The sequence below is a fragment of the Streptomyces sp. NPDC055287 genome (assembly GCF_053646035.1).
In genome coordinates this window covers 160185-177420 of record NZ_JBSHNE010000004.1, presented here as the reverse complement: position 1 = coordinate 177420, position 17236 = coordinate 160185, and the positions used below count along the sequence as shown (strand labels likewise).

At 69.1% G+C, this 17236-nt stretch carries 15 protein-coding genes; 4 read left to right on the top strand and 11 right to left on the bottom strand.

Annotated features, from left to right (window positions below; genetic code table 11):
- Position 1: 1 nt before the first annotated feature.
- Positions 2-1273: an MFS transporter gene (locus ACWIHY_RS08815; protein WP_454374933.1), complete on the bottom strand. Its 1272-nt coding sequence runs from the start codon at positions 1271-1273 to the stop codon at positions 2-4.
- A 122-nt stretch (positions 1274-1395) separates the two neighbouring features.
- Here ACWIHY_RS08815 and ACWIHY_RS08810 point away from each other — a divergent pair, with 122 nt between their 5' ends.
- Positions 1396-2439, top strand: coding sequence for a LacI family DNA-binding transcriptional regulator (locus ACWIHY_RS08810; protein ID WP_454374932.1), 1044 nt, complete (start codon positions 1396-1398; stop codon positions 2437-2439).
- Between the two features lie 73 nt (positions 2440-2512).
- Here the strand turns inward: ACWIHY_RS08810 and prcA are convergent, their stop codons facing one another.
- The 5 genes from prcA to arc all read right to left on the bottom strand — a co-directional run bounded on the left by prcA (position 2513) and on the right by arc (position 8175).
- Complete coding sequence (prcA, locus tag ACWIHY_RS08805; protein ID WP_454374931.1) at positions 2513-3259, bottom strand: proteasome subunit alpha; 747 nt, start codon at positions 3257-3259, stop codon at positions 2513-2515.
- Positions 3260-3312: 53 nt separating this feature from the next.
- On the bottom strand, positions 3313-4158 hold the full coding sequence (gene prcB, locus ACWIHY_RS08800) for a proteasome subunit beta (RefSeq protein ID WP_454374930.1): 846 nt from the start codon (positions 4156-4158) through the stop codon (positions 3313-3315).
- A 147-nt stretch (positions 4159-4305) separates the two neighbouring features.
- Positions 4306-4524, bottom strand: a complete 219-nt coding sequence (locus ACWIHY_RS08795) for a ubiquitin-like protein Pup (RefSeq protein WP_028815460.1) — start codon at positions 4522-4524, stop codon at positions 4306-4308.
- 125 nt (positions 4525-4649) lie between these two features.
- Positions 4650-6161, bottom strand: a complete 1512-nt coding sequence (gene dop / locus ACWIHY_RS08790; RefSeq protein WP_454374929.1) for a depupylase/deamidase Dop — start codon at positions 6159-6161, stop codon at positions 4650-4652.
- Positions 6162-6408: 247 nt separating this feature from the next.
- A complete protein-coding gene (gene arc / locus ACWIHY_RS08785; protein ID WP_454374928.1) occupies positions 6409-8175 on the bottom strand; it encodes a proteasome ATPase in 1767 nt (588 codons plus the stop codon).
- Positions 8176-8416: 241 nt separating this feature from the next.
- Here arc and ACWIHY_RS08780 point away from each other — a divergent pair, with 241 nt between their 5' ends.
- Entirely contained in the window at positions 8417-8737 is a 321-nt protein-coding gene (locus ACWIHY_RS08780; protein ID WP_454374927.1) for a ferredoxin, read from the top strand.
- Between the two features lie 4 nt (positions 8738-8741).
- On the opposite strand, the gene ACWIHY_RS08775 is transcribed toward ACWIHY_RS08780, so the two are convergent.
- The 3 genes from ACWIHY_RS08775 to ACWIHY_RS08765 form a co-directional block, all read right to left on the bottom strand.
- Positions 8742-9308 (bottom strand): hypothetical protein, encoded by a 567-nt coding sequence (locus ACWIHY_RS08775; RefSeq protein WP_454374926.1) that lies wholly within the window; start codon positions 9306-9308, stop codon positions 8742-8744.
- A gap of 230 nt (positions 9309-9538) precedes the next feature.
- Positions 9539-10447, bottom strand: a complete 909-nt coding sequence (locus ACWIHY_RS08770) for a tRNA (adenine-N1)-methyltransferase (RefSeq protein ID WP_214976533.1) — start codon at positions 10445-10447, stop codon at positions 9539-9541.
- Positions 10448-10530: 83 nt separating this feature from the next.
- Positions 10531-11754 carry a site-2 protease family protein gene (locus ACWIHY_RS08765; RefSeq protein WP_454374925.1) on the bottom strand — a complete coding sequence of 408 codons (1224 nt, stop codon included), beginning with the start codon at positions 11752-11754 and terminating at the stop codon, positions 10531-10533.
- 168 nt (positions 11755-11922) lie between these two features.
- Here ACWIHY_RS08765 and ACWIHY_RS08760 point away from each other — a divergent pair, with 168 nt between their 5' ends.
- Positions 11923-12816, top strand: coding sequence for a RecB family exonuclease (locus tag ACWIHY_RS08760; protein WP_454374924.1), 894 nt, complete (start codon positions 11923-11925; stop codon positions 12814-12816).
- 13 nt (positions 12817-12829) lie between these two features.
- Positions 12830-13501 carry a response regulator gene (locus tag ACWIHY_RS08755; protein WP_454374923.1) on the top strand — a complete coding sequence of 224 codons (672 nt, stop codon included), beginning with the start codon at positions 12830-12832 and terminating at the stop codon, positions 13499-13501.
- A gap of 62 nt (positions 13502-13563) precedes the next feature.
- On the opposite strand, the gene ACWIHY_RS08750 is transcribed toward ACWIHY_RS08755, so the two are convergent.
- Positions 13564-15153, bottom strand: a complete 1590-nt coding sequence (locus tag ACWIHY_RS08750) for an ABC transporter substrate-binding protein (RefSeq protein ID WP_454374922.1) — start codon at positions 15151-15153, stop codon at positions 13564-13566.
- A gap of 71 nt (positions 15154-15224) precedes the next feature.
- Positions 15225-16826 carry an ABC transporter substrate-binding protein gene (locus ACWIHY_RS08745; protein WP_454374921.1) on the bottom strand — a complete coding sequence of 534 codons (1602 nt, stop codon included), beginning with the start codon at positions 16824-16826 and terminating at the stop codon, positions 15225-15227.
- Positions 16827-17236 lie beyond the last annotated feature (410 nt).

Below are 17236 nucleotides of genomic sequence, written 5' to 3'. Positions count from 1 at the left end.
ATTACGCCTGATGGCCTGTCCTGAAACCGGGTTCGGCCGCACCGATTCGATCATTTTCGCAAGGGATTGCGACAGAGTCCGGGGGAAGGGGTGCGGTATCGGGAATCGTGAGAACCCGTCGGGTGGCCAGCAGGACCATGAGAGCGGCCACTCCGCCGCCCGCGGCGACGGCGAAACTCGCGGCGGTGCCTCCGTACTCGACGGCCGGCCCCGCGGCGCCGGTTCCCACCGCGGCGCCTACTCCGAAGGTGGTGACGAGCCAGGAGAACGCCTCGGTGACGGTACCGCGCGGCGCGTGCCGGTCGACGACGATGAAGGCGCAGGCGAGCGCGGGCGCGAGGAAGACTCCGGAGACCGCGGCGAGCGCGACCATCGCGGGGACACCAGGCGTGAGCATCAGAGGCAGGTAACCCGCCGCGAGCAGGGCGACGATGAACCGAAGCCGCCGCTCGGGGGCGCCGGCCCACTGCCGGGCGCCGTACACCATGCCGCCCGCGAGCGCGCCGAGCCCGAGCGCCGCCATCAGCCAGCCGTACACCGCTTCCCGGCCGTGGTCGTCGGCATAGGCGACACCCGCGACGGTGATCGAGCCGAGCGCCAGGCCGATGAAGAAGAACGAGCCGAGGAGGGCCAGCAGGCCCGGCGAGCGCAGGGCGCCCAGCCAGTGCGCCTCGCGGGGCGCCGAACGCCAGGTGCGCGACGGCTCGGAGAGTACGACGGAGAGCGCGCCCAGCACGCCCACGGCGTTGATGACGAGCAGTGCGGCGGCCGGCGACCACAGCGCCACGAGCAGCGTGACGAGCAAGGGGCCGACGGTGAACATGATTTCCTGCGCCACCGCGTCCATGGCGTACGCCCGGTGCACCCGGTCCTCGCGGCCGAGCACGTTGGGCCACAGGGCCCGCAGGCCCCCTTCGAGCGGCGGGGTGAAGACGCCGGCGAGGGCCACGGCGGCGTACGCGAGGGGCAGCGGGTCGATTCCGGCGAAGGTGAGCAGGACCATGCCGAGCGCGGACAGGAACGCGGCGGGGAGCTGCACGCGCGGCTGCCCGTACAGGTCCACGGCGCGGCCGAGCAACGGCTGACCCACCGCGTTGGCGAGCCCGTACACCGCGGCGAGGCCGCCGGCCAGCGAGTAGCTGCCGCCCTCGGCGCGGGTGAGGAGCACGATCGCGATGGGGGCGGTGGCGTTCGGCAGCCGCCCCACCAGGGTGCCCGCCAGCAGGCGCGCGGCGTACCGCGTCCTCAGCAGTTCCGCGTATCCCGCGGCCATGTCCGCCCCTCTCCGCTCCGGCGCGAACCGAAGTTGTACGTATAACGTTCTGTGTCATACGTACCATGAGCCCGTCCGCGGGGTCCACCTCGCGGCCCGAAGCCGTTGCTGCGGAGGCACGAGTGACCAGCCCGGACGACACCGACGACGCCGCGGGTACCGGGGCGCCCCCCGCCCCGCCGACCAGCAGGGATGTCGCCCGTGCCGCCGGGGTCTCGCAGGCGACCGTCTCGCTGGTGCTCGGGGAAAAGTGGCGCGGGCGTGTGTCGGAGCGCACGGCGGATCTGGTGCGCGGGGCCGCGCGGGAGCTCGGGTACCGCCCCAACCTCGCCGCCCGGAATCTGCGGCTCGGCAGGACCAGGACCGCGCTGCTCGTGGTGCCCGCGCTGACCAACGAATTCTTCGCCCGGGTCTACGCGGGCGCCGCCCGAACGGCTGCCGAGCACGATTTCGGCGTCGTCCTCTACCCCTCCCCCGAGGGCACGGGACCCGCCCGGGACCCGTTCGCCTCGGCGCAGGCGGCGCTGGACGGAGTCATCGCGTCCTCCATGGCCACGGGCGCCCTCGGCGCGATCCGGGGCGCGGGGCTGCCGCTCGTGATGCTGGACAGCGATCCGGCGGACCCCGGCGCCGCCGCGTACGTCAACCTCGGCATCGGGGACGGCATGCGCCAAGTGACGGAGCATCTGCTCGCCCTGGGCCACCGCCGGTTCGTCCATCTCGCCTCGGCCGTGGCGTCCTGGACGTTCGACGTACGCGCCGCGGCCCTCCACGACTCACTGCGTCAGGCCCCCGACGCCGTCGTACGTACGGTGCGCGCGCCCCTGAACGTAAACGGGGCCAGACAGGCCGCCGAACTGGCCCTGACCTGTCCCGGGCCGCGGCCGACCGCGCTGGTCTGTGACGACGACATCGTCGCGGCGGGAGCCTGCAAGGCCGTGCGCCGCCTGGGACTGCGGGTGCCCGAGGACGTGTCGGTCACCGGTTTCGACGACCTCGCTCTGGCGACCGCCGTGGAGCCCGAACTCACCACCGTGCGGCTGCCCGCCGAGCGGGTCGGGGAGCGGGGCATGGCCGCCCTGCTGGCCGTCCTGGACCGCCGGCGCCCCGAGGGCGGCGAGATCCCCGTGGAACTCATGGTGCGCGGCTCCACCGGGCGCGCCTGACGCACCGTCCCATGACGCGTCCGTGCCCCGGGCCATCCAGCGGCCCGGGGCACGGACGGTGAGTCCTGAGCGGCTATTCCTCGGTGTCCGAAGGGGTGTCGGTAGGTGTGGCCGCATCGCCGTCCGCCTCCAGCAGGCGCGACAGCTGACGGCCGACGATGCGCTTGAACTTCCGCTCCTGCGGCCGCGTACGGTCCAGGACCGCCACCTCGAGCCGCTCGGCGGGGATCTCCCGCTCGCTGCCGTTGGTGTCCCGCGAGAGCGCCTGTACGGCGAGCTTGAGCGCCTCCGCGAGCGTCATCCCGTCCCGGTGGCGCTGGTCGAGGAAACTGCTGATCTGCTCCGCGTTGCCGCCGACCGCGACCGAGCCGTGCTCGTCGACGATCGAACCGTCGTGGGGCAGCCGGTAGATCTGGTCACCCTCGGGGCGGGCCCCGACCTCGGCGACGACCAGCTCCACCTCGTACGGCTTCTCCGCGTTGCTGGAGAAGATCGTGCCCAGCGTCTGCGCGTAGACGTTGGCGAGCCCACGGGCCGTCACATCTTCACGGTCGTAGGTGTATCCGCGCAGATCGGCGTACCGGACGCCGCCGATCCGCAGGTTCTCGTACTCGTTGTACTTGCCGGCGGCGGCGAAGCCGATCCGGTCGTAGATCTCGCTGAACTTGTGCAGCGCACGGGACGGGTTCTCGCCGACGAATACGATGCCGTCGGCGTACTGCAGCACGACAAGGCTGCGACCGCGGGCGATGCCCTTCCGGGCGTATTCCGCCCGGTCGGCCATGGCCTGCTGGGGTGAGACATAGAACGGCGTCGACACCGGCTATCCGTCCCTTTCTGTCGTTATCACGTCGGTTCGAAGGACAGGAGCCGTCAGAGCAGCGCGGCGCGCGGGCCGTCGGGCTGTTCCAGCCGCCGCTCGAGGATCGAGCGGGCCAGCTCGGAGGACTCCGCCTCGGTGAGCCGCCGGAATCCCTCTTCGGTGATCACGGTGACGATCGGATAGATACGGCGGGCCACGTCCGGGCCGCCGGTCGCCGAGTCGTCGTCGGCGGCGTCGTACAGCGCCTGGACCACCAGCGTGGTGGTCTGCTGCTCCGTCAGATCGTCGCGGTAGAGCTTCTTCATCGATCCGCGGGCGAAGATGGAGCCGGAGCCCGTCGCCGCGAATCCGTGTTCCTCGGAACGGCCGCCCGTCACGTCGTACGAGAAGATGCGGCCCTTCTCCCGGTCGATGTCCCAGCCGGCGAAGAGCGGGACGACGGCCAGGCCCTGCATGGCCATGCCCAGGTTGCCGCGGATCATCGTGGAGAGCCGGTTCGCCTTGCCCTCCAGGGAGAGCTGGGCGCCTTCCACCTTCTCGAAGTGCTCGAGCTCCAGCTGGAAGAGCCGGACCATCTCCACCGCGAGACCGGCGGTGCCGGCGATGCCCACCGCCGAGTACTCGTCGGCGGGGAAGACCTTCTCGATGTCGCGCTGCGCGATCATGTTGCCCATGGTGGCCCGCCGGTCACCGGCGAGCACCACGCCGCCGGGAAACGCGGCGGCGACGATCGTCGTGCCGTGCGGAGCCTCTATGACGCCCTTGACGGGCGGCAGGACGCGCCTTCCGGGCAGCATCTCGGGCGCATGGTCACCCAGAAAGTCCATGAACGACGACGAGCCCGGCGTCAGGAAGGCTGCCGGCAGACGCCCGGTGCTACGAGGGTTGGCTTCCACGCGTTTCCTTCCGGATAGGCGGCGGCCCGCCACTGGGAGGCCGGGCCGATCTTTAGAACTGTGCACGGACCATACCCGTACGATCGCCGGTCATCCGTCCCGGTGGACCGGACCTGGGTCCACGGCCACCGGGACGGACAACGGGCCTTACTCTCCGCCCTTTTGAACGAAGGAGCGGACGAAGTCCTCGGCGTTCTCTTCGAGCACGTCGTCGATCTCGTCGAGTACGGAGTCGACGTCGTCGGACAGCTTCTCCTGACGCTCCTTGAGGTCTTCGGAAGCCTGCGCGTCCTGCGCGGTCTCCTCGACCTCCTCGGTGGAGCGCGTCGCCTTCTGCTGTCCGCCGTCGGTGTCCTTGGTCGCCATCTCTACCTCACCCCGCTCGCTCGGTTCGATGTCCTTGATCAGACCCTACAAGCGGGGTCTGACATCCGCGCCGTACTTTCACAACGCGTGGGGACCATCTCGATGATTCCCACCCGGCGCCCCTTTCAGCCGCCCGAGAGCACCCGGACCAGGTCTTCCGCCGTCCTGCACCGGTCGAGAAGCTCCTTGACGTGATTGCGTGTACCGCGCAACGGTTCCAGCGTGGGGACGCGCTGGAGCGAGTCCCGGCCCGGCAGGTCGAAGATCACGGAGTCCCAGGAGGCCGCGGCGACGTCGTCCGCGTACTGCTCCAGGCAGCGGCCGCGGAAGTACGCCCTGGTGTCCTCAGGAGGCTTCGTACCGGCCCTCAGCACCCTGCCCTCGTCCAGGAGCCGCTTCATCTTCCCGCGGGCCGCCAGGCGGTTGTACAGGCCCTTCTCGGGGCGAACGTCGGCGTACTGGAGGTCCACCAGGTGAAGCCTGGGGGCGTCCCAGTCCAGGCTGTCGCGCCTGCGGTAGCCCTCGAGAATCTCCCGCTTGGCGATCCAGTCCAGCTCACCCGACAGGCTCATCGGGTCGTTCTCGAGCCGGTTCAGTACGTCCTCCCAGCGCGCCAGGACATCCTTCGTCTGGTCGTCGGCATCGACGCCGAACCGCTCCTCCACGTACTTGCGCGCCAGCTCGAAGTACTCCATCTGAAGCTGGACAGCGGTGAGTGTCCGGCCGCTGCGCAGCGTGATCAGCCGTTGCAGCGTCGGGTCGTGCGAGACCTGGTGCAGCGTGCGCACCGGCTGGTCGACTGCGAGGTCGACGTTGATGAAGCCGTCCTCGATCATCGAGAGCACCAGGGACGTCGTACCCAGCTTCAGGTACGTCGAGATCTCGGACAGGTTCGCGTCTCCGATGATCACGTGCAGCCTGCGGTACTTCTCGGCGTCGGAGTGCGGCTCGTCACGCGTGTTGATGATGGGCCGCTTGAGCGTGGTCTCCAGACCGACCTCGACCTCGAAGTAGTCGGCTCGCTGGCTGATCTGGAAGCCGTGCTCGTGGCCGTCCTGGCCGATGCCCACCCGGCCGGCGCCCGTGACGACCTGCCGGGACACGAAGAACGGCGTCAGGTGGCGCACGATGTCCGAGAAGGGGGTCTCCCGCTTCATCAGGTAGTTCTCGTGCGTGCCGTAGGAGGCGCCCTTGTTGTCGGTGTTGTTCTTGTAGAGGTGGATCGGCTGGGCGCCGGGGAGCTGCGCGGCCCGCTCGGCGGCCTCCGCCATGATCCGCTCGCCGGCCTTGTCCCAGAGCACGGCGTCCAGCGGATTGGTCACCTCCGGCGAGCTGTACTCGGGGTGCGCGTGGTCGACGTACAGCCGCGCGCCGTTCGTGAGGATGACATTGGCCAGGCCGATGTCCTCGTCCGTGAGCTGACTGTTGTCGGCGGCCTCCCGGGCGAGGTCGAAGCCTCGCGCGTCCCGCAGCGGGTTCTCCTCCTCGAAATCCCAGCGGGCGCGCCGCGCCCGGTGCATCGCCGCCGCGTAGGCGTTGACGATCTGGGACGAGGTGAGCATGGCATTGGCGTTGGGGTGGCCGGGGACGGAGATCCCGTACTCCGTCTCGATGCCCATTACTCGCCGTACGGTCATGCGGCCCTCCTTGCCCGGCGTCGCCCCCGGACGGGGGCGGCACTCAAGTACCGCTGGTTCTCCGGTGCGTGTGCGGTGCCCGGCCCCGCACTGCGCGACTCGGCGGTACCGAAGAGCCTAGAACGCCTCTGCCCTGGTAGGGAGATCAATTCCGTCATTGCTCTGGTGTGGTCGGTGTGGCGGCCGGTGTGGCTGGAAAGCAGCAGGCTGCGGATACCCGAGCGGGTACCCGCAGCCGGTCTGCGATCTACAGGTACTGACCGGTGTTTGCCACCGTGTCGATGGAGCGCCCGGTGTCCGCGCCCTGCTTTCCGGTGACGAGCGTGCGGATGAATACAATCCGCTCGCCCTTCTTTCCGGAGATTCGGGCCCAGTCGTCCGGGTTGGTGGTGTTCGGCAGGTCCTCGTTCTCCTTGAACTCGTCCACGCAAGCCTGGAGGAGGTGGGAGACTCTCAGACCCTTCTGGTTCTGGTCGAGGAAGGCCTTGATGGCCATCTTCTTGGCCCGGTCGACGATATTCTGGATCATCGCGCCGGAATTGAAGTCCTTGAAATACAGGACTTCCTTGTCGCCGTTCGCGTACGTGACCTCGAGGAAGCGATTTTCCTCGGACTCGGCGTACATCTGCTCGACGACCGACTGGATCATGCCGTGGACCGCGGCCTCCCTGGAGCCGGTGTGCTCGGCCAGGTCGTCCGCGTGCAGCGGCAGGGTGGACCTGAGGTACTTCGCGAAGATGTCCTTCGCCGCCTCGGCGTCCGGACGCTCGATCTTGATCTTGACGTCGAGCCGGCCCGGCCGCAGGATCGCCGGGTCGATCATGTCCTCTCGGTTGGAGGCGCCGATGACGATGACGTTCTCCAGGCCCTCCACACCGTCGATCTCGGCGAGCAGCTGCGGAACGATGGTGTTCTCCACGTCCGAGCTGACACCCGAGCCACGGGTGCGGAAGAGCGACTCCATCTCGTCGAAGAAGACGATGACGGGGGTACCCTCGCTCGCCTTCTCCCGGGCACGCTGGAAGACCAGGCGGATGTGGCGCTCGGTCTCACCGACGTACTTGTTGAGGAGCTCGGGGCCCTTGATGTTGAGGAAGTAGCTCTTCCCCGCGGGCTGGCCGGTCACCTCGGCGACCTTCTTGGCAAGGGAGTTGGCGACGGCTTTCGCGATCAGCGTCTTGCCGCAGCCGGGCGGACCGTAGAGCAGGATGCCCTTCGGCGGCCGCAGTTCGTGCTCCTTGAAGAGGTCGGGGTAGAGGTACGGAAGCTCGACCGCGTCGCGGATCATTTCGATCTGGCCGCCCAGACCGCCGATCTTGTCGTAGTCGACGTCCGGGACCTCTTCGAGGACGAGCTCCTCGACCTCGCTCTTCGGGATGACTTCGTAGACGTAGCCGGACCTGGGTTCCAGCAGCAGGGCATCGCCGGGACGGATGGTGACGTCCATCAGCGGCTCCGCGAGCCGCACCACCCGTTCCTCGTCGGTGTGCCCCAGCACCAGGGCGCGCTCGCCGTCCTCAAGGATCTCCTTGAGGGTGACGATTTCCCCGGCACGCTCGAACTCCATGGCCTCGACCACGTTGAGGGCCTCGTTGAGCATGACCTCCTGGCCACGCCGGAGCTCTTCGAGCTCCACGCTGGGGCTGACGTTCACCCGTAGCTTGCGGCCACCGGTGAAGATGTCGGCCGTGCCGTCCTCGTTCGCCACGAGGAAGACACCGAAGCCGGCCGGCGGCTGCGCGAGCCGGTCGACTTCTTCCTTGAGGGCCACGATCTGGTCGCGGGCCTCACGGAGCGTATTGGCGAGCCGCTCGTTCTGTGCGGACACGCCGGCCAAGTTGGTCTGCAGCTCGACGATCCGCTCTTCGAGAATCCTCGTATGACGCGGAGAGTCGGCGAGCTTGCGGCGCAGGACGGCGATTTCCTGCTCGAGATAGGCAACCTGGCCGGCGGGGTCCTCAGACCCTCGCCCCGGCCGGATGCCGCGGTTGATGTCGTCGTCGTGGGCTGCCACGGTCCTCACCTCCTCCAAGGGGAGCTGGACGCTTCCTGACCCTACCTGGGCGGGTGCGGGTTGAAACCCCTAGATCACAAAGACTGCGGGGTGTGTCCGATCTTCACCCTTGCGTACTCCCTCACACCAGGGGAATACCCACCCATCAACATCGGAAAGCGGCCGGTTGTATCGTCGAAGTGTTCAACACCCGTCAGGGCTGGCAGCAATTGCTACAACCGCGCAGGAAACGGCAGGAGATATGACCGTGCAGCAGAAGGCTCCCACCGACGACGGCGCACAGACCGGCGACCCGCTCGAGGTGTGGATCGACCAGGATCTCTGCACCGGCGACGGCATCTGCGTCCAGTACGCGCCGGAGGTGTTCGAGCTCGACATCGACGGCCTGGCGTACGTGAAGAGCCCCGGCGACGAACTGCTGCAGGCTCCCGGCGCCACAACGCCCGTACCCCTGCCGCTTCTCCGGGACGTCGTCGACTCGGCGAAGGAGTGCCCGGGCGACTGCATCCACGTGCGCCGCGTTTCGGACAGGGTCGAGGTCTACGGGCCCGACGCGGAGTGACGGATCACATACTCCGCGCGTCCGGCAGGACCGTCCTGGCGAACTTGCCGCCCTTCCACTGCCACTTGACCTTCTCCTGCCGGTCCGGGCAGCAGCGCGGCACGTCCGGCGTCGAGTAGCCCAGCACTGTCGCGGACACCGTGCCCGCGCTCACCTCGAAATCGCTGACGCCCATCCCGTCCGCCGGGTCCACCAGGGTCGCCACGACGCGCGAAGGCCCGGTGAGTACGAAGACGCCGGTCGGCGGGGTGCCGATTCCCGACACGCAGCGCACGACGGCCACGGTCTCGGGCCGGCCGTCGCCGTCGAGGTCGCCGGAGCCCTGCTTGACCACACCGGGTTTCTGGCCGTGGCAGTCCAGTGGATACACCGCGCTCGACGCGTCGGGCGCGGGTGCGGCGGCCTTGACCGGCCCGGGCGCCGCTCCGGGGGCCGTCTGGGAGGCGGTGGCGGCTTCGGGCTGGAGCAGGCCGGCCGCGGCGACGACCGCGGCCACGGCGGCGGCGGTGGCGAGCCAGTGCACCGGGCGGGGCCGGGTGTGCGCGAGGTCCAGGGCTGCGGAGGTCTGCACGCCGGGTGTCTCCTGGGGCTGTACCGGTGGGGTGGCGAGCATCGTGCCACACGTCACAGCGGAGCGGAACGGCAGGGTCCGAACCCGTGGCGGAAAGCCGGCCCCGTGCGGGATCCGGTGCGGGAAAGGAACCCGGCCCCGCCCCCCGGCAGAGCGCTAACGGAAAAGCGCCGCCGCCGAGTTCCCCGGTCGGTCGGGGAACTCGGCGGCGGCGCTGGCTCGTTGCCGGGTCAGCCGCGGGAGGCCGACCCGCTCTCGCTGCCCGGTCCGGTGTAGTCCTCGCCGTACGCGCCCTTGGCGGGACGGCGGCGGCGCAGCGGCGCTTCCACGCCGTCCGCGAGGCGGCGGGCGGTCAGCAGGAATCCGGTGTGGCCGATCATCCGATGGTCGGGCCGTACGGCCAGACCTTCGACGTGCCAGTTGCGGATCATCGACTCCCAGGCGGTCGGCTCCGCGAAGCAGCCGATCTCGCGGATGGACTCGACGGTGCGCGCCAGCTGCGTGGTGGTGGCCACGTAACAGCACAGGATGCCGCCGGGGACGAGCGCCTTGCGGACGACGTCCAGGCACTCCCACGGAGCGAGCATGTCCAGGATCACGCGGTCGACGTCGGTGTCGGACAGGTTGTCCTGGAGGTCTCCGACGGTGAGCTGCCAGGCGGGGTGCGGACCGCCGAAGTAGCGCTCCACATTCTGCGTGGCGATCTCGGCGAAGTCCTCGCGGCGCTCGTAGGAGTGCAGCATGCCCTGGTCACCGATGGCGCGCAGCAGGAAGCTGCTCAGCGAGCCGGAGCCGACCCCCGCCTCGACGACGCGGGCGCCGGCGAAGATGTCGGCGAAGGCCAGGATCTGCCCCGCGTCCTTGGGGTAGACCACGGCGGCACCGCGGGGCATGGACAGGACATAGTCGGGGAGCAGGGGGCGCAGCGCGAGGTAGGCGACGTTTCCCGTGGTACGGACAACACTGCCCTCGGGAGCACCGATCAGCTCGTCGTGGGGGAAGGAACCCTTGTGGGTGTGGAAATTCTTCCCGGCCTCGAGCGTGAACGTGTAGTGGCGTCCCTTGGGGTCGGTGAGCTGGACCTGGTCCCCGACCTGGAAGGGGCCGCGACGGCGGGCGGCACCGGTCGGTTCGGACATGTGACCAGCCTACCGGTCTTTTTGGGGGCCTGATTCGCCGTGGTACGCCGTCGGAGGGGACAAGGGTTGCGCCAGGACCGTCTCTACTGCGGGCGGGCCATGGCCGACACGAAGGCGCGCTCCACGTCGGCGGTGGACAGCACGCCGTAGATCTCGCCCGTCTCCTCGACCACCAGGTACTCCGTGGCCGGGGCGGCTCGCAGACGCTCCAGCAGGGCCTCGCCCGCCAGCTCGGCCGCGATCTTCATGTCCTCGGTGAGGTCCTGCGCGAGCCCGCTCACCGCCACCCACGGCCTGCGGTGCTCCGGTACGCCGACGATCGCGGCCTCGCGGACGACACCGGTGGGCTCCCCCTGACCGTCGACGACGACGAGCGCGCGGGCGCCCGCCGCGTTGGCGCGGCGCAGGGCCTCGGAGAGCGGGGTGGCCGACTCGACGGGGACAGCTCGCCTGGTGAGCGTACGGGCGCGCAGGTCGGGGAGGTGTTCGCGCAGCCGGGCCATGCGCAGGCTGTTGCCCGCACCGGTCCAGATGATCGCGGCCAGGATGGCGGCGAGCAGGGCGTCGGTGACGGTCTCCATGCCGCCGATGTCCTCGGTGGAGTTGCCGAGGGCGCCGGTGTGGGTGAGCAGCGGGAGGCCGATGAGGACGGCCACGGCGAGCGCCCTGCCGACCCAGGCGGCGGCGACGGTGCCGCTCATCGGCTTGCCGGTGATCTTCCAGACGACGGCCCGGAGCATCCGGCCGCCGTCCAGCGGCAGGCCGGGCAGCAGGTTGAAGGCGGCCACGATGAGGTTGGAGATCATCAGGCCGGCCAGCAGGACGCCGGGCACGGTGCCGGGCTCCACGGCGCGCATGCCGGCGTAGAAGATGCCACCCAGTACGAGCGAGAGCAGTGGGCCGACGAAGGCGAGGACGAACTCGCGCCCCGGTGTCTCCGACTCCTTCTCGATCTCCGAGACCCCGCCGAAGAACTGGAGCTGGATGCGGCGCACCGGCAGCTTGAAGCGCAGCGCCGCGACCGTGTGGGCCAGTTCGTGGACCAGTACGGAGGCGTAGAAGGCGACGGCGAAGAAGAGGGAGACCAGGTACCGGAGGTTGCCCAACTCCGGGAGCACGCGGTCGAGCTGGCCGCCGAAAACCCAGGTGATGAGGGCGGCGACGAGGAACCAGCTGGGGGCGACGTAGACCGGCACGCCGAACGGGCGGCCCATGAGGAGGCCGCCGCCCGGCTCGCGCGGGCGCTGCGGCTTGCCGCCGCTCCCGTCGCTCTCGCCGCGCTTGTCGCGCTCGCCGCTCTCGTTCACAGGGGCCCTTCGTTCGCAAGCGTCCTCGCCGCCGCGTCCGCCGGCCACGCAGCGCGAGAGGTATCTGTCGTCGATGGTATGCGGACGGCCCCTCCGCGTTCCGCCTCGGCTCCCCTTTTGAGGCCTTCTGATACCACTCTGTCAGTGGCGGGTCTTAGGGTCTTGGACATGACTACGAGTTCCGGTCGGGCCGACGCTGCCCAGCGCCCCATGTCGCTCTCCCCCTCGCGGGCGAGCGATTTCATGCAGTGCCCGCTGCTCTACCGGTTCCGGGTGATCGACAAGCTTCCCGAGAAGCCGAGCGAGGCGGCGACCCGGGGCACGCTGGTGCACGCGGTACTGGAGCGGCTCTTCGACCATCCGGCGACGGAGCGTACGGCGGGGCGGGCCAGGGCGCTGGTTCCCGGTCAGTGGGACCGGCTCCTGGAGTCGAAGCCGCAGCTGACCGAGCTGTTCGCGGAGGATCCGGAGGGCGAGCGGCTCTCGCGCTGGCTGGTGGAGGCCGAGGAACTCGTCGAGCGGTGGTTCACGCTGGAGGACCCGACGCGGCTGGAGCCCGCCGAGCGGGAGCTCTTCGTGGAGACGGAGCTGGAGTCGGGGCTGCGGCTGCGCGGCATCATCGACCGGGTGGACGTGGCACCGTCGGGCGAGGTGCGGATCGTCGACTACAAGACGGGCAAGGCGCCCCGGCCGGAGTACGCCGAGGGCGCGCTGTTCCAGATGAAGTTCTACGCGCTGGTGATCTGGCGGTGGAAGGGCGTCGTACCGCGCCGTCTCCAGCTGGTGTATCTCGGCAGCGGCGACGTGCTGACGTACGACCCCGTCGAGGCGGACCTGGAGCGCGTGGAGCGCAAGCTGCTGGCGCTGTGGGAGGCCATCAAGCAGGCCACCGAGACGGGCGAATGGCAGCCGCGCCCGACGAAGCTCTGCGGCTGGTGCGACCACCGGGCCGTGTGTCCGGAATTCGGCGGCACTCCCCCGGCGTACCCGCTGCCCGTCGCGCTCACGGTGCGCCCGGCCGATCCGGCCGAGGAAGGCCAGGGCAGAATGGGCCCGGTCTAGAGAAGGAGACTCTGTGGCTATCCGCGTCCTGCTGGTCGACGACCAGCCCCTGCTGCGCACCGGCTTCCGGATGATTCTGGAGGCCGAGCAGGATCTCGCGGTCGTCGGTGAGGCCGGAGACGGTCTGCAGGCGCTCGACCAGGTCCGGGCGCTGCAGCCCGATGTAGTCCTGATGGACATCCGGATGCCGCGGATGGACGGCGTGGAGGCGACCCGTCAGATCACCGGTCCGGGCAAGGACGGCCCGGCGAAGGTGCTGGTACTGACCACCTTCGACCTCGACGAGTACGTGGTGGAGGCGCTGCGCGCGGGGGCCAGCGGCTTCCTGCTGAAGGACGCCCCCGCGAACGAGCTCGTGCAGGCGATCCGGGTGGTGGCCGCGGGCGAGGCGATGCTGGCTCCCAGCATCACGCGCCGGCTGCTCGACAAGTACGCCGATCACCTGCCGTCCGGCGAGGAGCAGGTTCCGGACACGCTGCACACCCTGACCGACCGCGAGGTCGAGGTGCTGAAGCTGGTGGCCCGCGGGCTTTCCAACGCGGAGATCGCCGCCGACCTCTTCGTGAGCGAGACGACCGTGAAGACGCACGTGGGACACGTGCTGACGAAGCTCGGGCTGCGCGACCGGGTGCAGGCCGCGGTGTACGCGTACGAGAGCGGCCTGGTCAGGCCCGGCGCCCAGTAACGGACGCCGGACCCGGCCCGGGGGGCTGGGTCCGGCGCGCGCTGTCGGAGGGCAGCCCGCCCTCAGCCCTTGCTGATCTCCCAGAACCGGAAGACGGTCGACGCGTCCAGCGTCCACTCCAGGCCCGAGATGTCGTGGTAGGCCACGGCGTACTGCTTGCCCTGCCACAGCGGGATGATCGGCACCTCGTCGGCGACGATCTCCTGGAGCTTGCCGAAGTCCTCCTCGGCCATGGGGCGGTCCGTCGCGGCGGCCGTGTCGGGGATGATCCCGTCGGTGATCCGGCTGTTCTCGTAGTTGTTGGCGAGGACGTTGCCCTTGCCGAAGAACGGCAGGGTGAAGTTGTCCGGGTCCGGATAGTCGGGGACCCAGCCCTTCACGTACACGCCGTACTTGCCGGCCGCGATGTTCTTCTCGTACTCGTTGATCTCGACCGACTGGACGGAGGCGTCGAAGAGCCCGCTCTTGTTGAGCTGCTTGGCGATCGCCTTGAACTCCGCGACCGTGGCGGGTCCGTAGCGGCTGGGCGTGGCCCAGAGGGTGACCTTCACCTTGCCGGTGATGCCCGCGCCGCGCAGGGCCCGCTCCGCCTTGGCGGGCTGCGGGCTGCCGCCGTAGGTGTCGAAGAACGCCGTGTTGTGGGCGCCGATACCGCTCGGGATGATCGAGTACAGCGGGGTGGCGGTGGACTGGTAGACGTCCCGCACCAGCGCGTCGCGGTCGATCAGGAACGCCATGGCCTTGCGCACGGCGGGCTTGCCGACCACCGGGTCGTTCACGTTGAAGACCAGGTGCTGGACCTCGGCGCTGGAGCCCTCGACGACCTCGATGCCCTGCTCGCGTCCGGCCTTGGAGTTCTGCAGATCGGCGATGTCGCCGGCCGTGAGGCCTCGGTAGGCGATGTCCACGTCGCGCTTCTTGAGGGAAGCGGCCAGCGCCTTCTGGTCGCCGTGGAAGAACTTCATGGTGACGCCGTTGTTCTTCGTCTCGGCGGTGCCCTTGTAGTTCTCGTTGACGGAGAAGTCAGCCTCGGTCCGGCCGAAGGTGTCCAGCGCGTACGGACCCGAGCCGACGGCCTTCTGGTCGGTGCGCAGCTTGTCAAAGGCGTACTCGCGGTGGTCGACGATGGAGCCGGCGCCCGAGGCGATCTTGCTCGGGAAGGTGGCGTCCGGCACCTTGAGGCGGAAGACGATGTTCTTGTCGTCCGGCGTCTCGATCGTGTCGATGGAGCTGAGCATGACCGACGCGGGGCCGGCCTTGTCGTTGATCTTCAGCGAGCGCTCGAAGGAGTACTTGACGTCCTTCGTGGTCAGCTCGTTGCCGTTGCTGAACTTCAGGCCGTCGCGCAGCGTGCAGCGGAAGACCGTGCTGCCGCCCTTGTCGAAGTCGCACTTCTCCGCGGCCTCGGGCTGCGGTGAAGTGCTGCCCCTGGGGAAGCTCAGCAGCGACTGGAAGACGTTGTTGAACAGCAGCCAGGAGCCCGGGTCGTAACCCGATGCCGGATCGGTGGCCAGCACCTCGTCCGACATTCCGATGACCACGCCGCCGTCAGTGCCCCCCGAGCCGGCCTCCTCGGTGCCACAACCGCTGAGCAGCCCCGCCGCCAGCCCCGCCGCAAGCGGGGCCGTCAGCCACTGGTTACGCCTTTTCACGGATCCTTGCCTCACAGATTCGATGAATTACCCACCGGCGGCGCGGTCTTCGCGGCCGGATAATGCCGGCGTCAGGAGACGCCGCGGCCCAGCTCCCACAACTGCAGGTCGGCTGAGGAGTTGATGGCCCATTCGACGCCGGTGACGTCGTCACGGGCGGCGACGTACTGCTTGCCCTGCCACAGCGGCAGCACCGGTACGTCGTTGGCGACGATTTCCTGGATCCGCTCGAACGGCTTGGCCGCCGACGCCCGGTCGGCCGCACGGCGCGATTCGGGGATGAGCTTGTTCCTGGCTTCGCTGCTCACGTAGGGCGAGTTGAGGAAGTTGTCCTCGTCCAGGAACGGCGCGACGTAGTTGTCGGCGTCCGGGAAGTCGGGGAACCAGCCCATGCCGTAGACGGCGTAGTCGCCGCGCTTCTGGTTGTCACGGAACTTCGACCACTCGGTGCCCTTGATGCTGACGTCGAAGAGGTTCGTGGCGTTGAGCTGCTCCTGGAGCACCTCGAACTCCTTCTTCGTCGCCGAGCCGTAGTGGTCGGTCGTGTAGTTCAGCGTCAGCTTCACCGGCGTGCTGATACCGGCGGCGCTCAGGATGCCGGCGGCCTTGGGCCGGTTCGGCTCGCCGTACTTGTTGAAGAACGCGTTCTGGTGCCCGGTGATGGTGTTCGGGATGAGCGAGTACAGCGGCTCGGCCGTCGCCGGGTAGACCTCGCTCGCGAGCTCCCCCCGGTCCACGACGGCGGCCAGCGCCTGGCGCACCGCCTTGCTCTTCACCGTGGAGTCCTCGGTGTCGAAGCCGAGGTAGCGGATTTCCAGGCCGGGCATCTCGATGAGGTCGATGCCCTTGGCCGGGTTCTCCGACAGGTCCTTGATCTGATCGGGCTGCAGGGTGCGCGTCATCATGCTGATGTCGCCGTCCTTCAGCGCCTTCTCCATGGACTCCGTGTCGGCGAACGACCGCAGTTCGACCTTGTCGTTCCGGAGCTCCAAGTCACCCTTGTACGCGGGGTTCTTGGTGAAGACGGCCTTGACGACCCGGTCGCCCTCGGTCTCGGTCTTCAGCGTGTACGGGCCCGAGCCGTCGGCGGCGAAGCCGTCCCGGAGCTTGTCGGCCTGGTACGTGTCGGGGTCGACGATGGCGGCGGCAGGCGTCGCGATCTTGTACGGGAACGTGGCGTCCGGCGTCCTGAGGTGGAAGACGATCTCGTGGTCGCCGTTGGTCTCGATCGTGTCGATGTTCGAGAGCAGCGCGACCGGACCGTTGTTGTTCTTGATCTTCAGTACGCGCTCGACCGAGAACTTGACGTCCTCCGCGGTGAGCGCGTCGCCGTCGGCGAACTTCAGCCCGTTGCGCAGGGTGCAGCGGTAGCTCTCGTTCTGGGTGTCCGTGAAGCCGCACTTGGAGGCCGCGTCCGGCACCGGCTCGCCGCCGCCGCGCGGGACGTGCATCAGCATCTGGACGGTCTGGCGGAGAACGTTCCAGGCACCCGCGTCATAGGCGAACGCCGGGTCGAAGGGCGCGGGCGCGTCCTTCGTGGCCACGAACTGGTCCGTGGTGCCCACGACAATGGCATCACCGCCCTTGCCACCGCCGCCCGGGCCGCCGCACGCGGCGAGCACGGGCGCGAGCAGGCCGATCACGGCCGGCAGCACCAAAGTCTTGCGGTTCATCCTGGACGTTCTCCCTCATCCGGCACTGAGTTTCAGCGGTGTACGGGATACTCCGCCGCGGCCGCCCGGTCGGGGCGGAGCGATCGGGCCGGGATCAGAGCGATCGGTTCTGTGGCCCCAGCAACTGGTTGAGCGCTGAGGCACAAGGTGGTGCGGCGAAGTTCTCGTGTTGAGATTAGTGGGAATCGCCGGGGAGGCCGGACCGGGCCGCTGGCGGCCCGCTATCGGACGGTGATCACGCATCCTGGCGGGTCGGCGCGATGGGGCGGGAATGATTCGTACACCGCTCCACCAATCAGGACAGAAGGACGTCAAATAAGGCCCCGCAGGGGCGCTTTGACGCAGCGGGGCACGACCGGAGGCAGCACGGAGGGTGACGAAGGTCACCCTATGAATACTTCTGTTCCACA

Bases quoted from the DNA above. Each gene is read 5' to 3' on its own strand.
- ACWIHY_RS08815 (WP_454374933.1), bottom strand. From the start codon at position 1,273: ATGGCCGCGGGATACGCGGAACTGCTGAGGACGCGGTACGCCGCGCGC.
- ACWIHY_RS08795 (WP_028815460.1), bottom strand. From the start codon at position 4,524: ATGGCGACCAAGGACACCGACGGCGGACAGCAGAAGGCGACGCGCTCC.
- dop (WP_454374929.1), bottom strand. From the start codon at position 6,161: ATGACCGTACGGCGAGTAATGGGCATCGAGACGGAGTACGGGATCTCC.
- ACWIHY_RS08780 (WP_454374927.1), top strand. From the start codon at position 8,417: ATGACCGTGCAGCAGAAGGCTCCCACCGACGACGGCGCACAGACCGGC.
- ACWIHY_RS08770 (WP_214976533.1), bottom strand. From the start codon at position 10,447: ATGTCCGAACCGACCGGTGCCGCCCGCCGTCGCGGCCCCTTCCAGGTC.
- ACWIHY_RS08760 (WP_454374924.1), top strand. From the start codon at position 11,923: ATGACTACGAGTTCCGGTCGGGCCGACGCTGCCCAGCGCCCCATGTCG.
- ACWIHY_RS08745 (WP_454374921.1), bottom strand. From the start codon at position 16,826: ATGAACCGCAAGACTTTGGTGCTGCCGGCCGTGATCGGCCTGCTCGCG.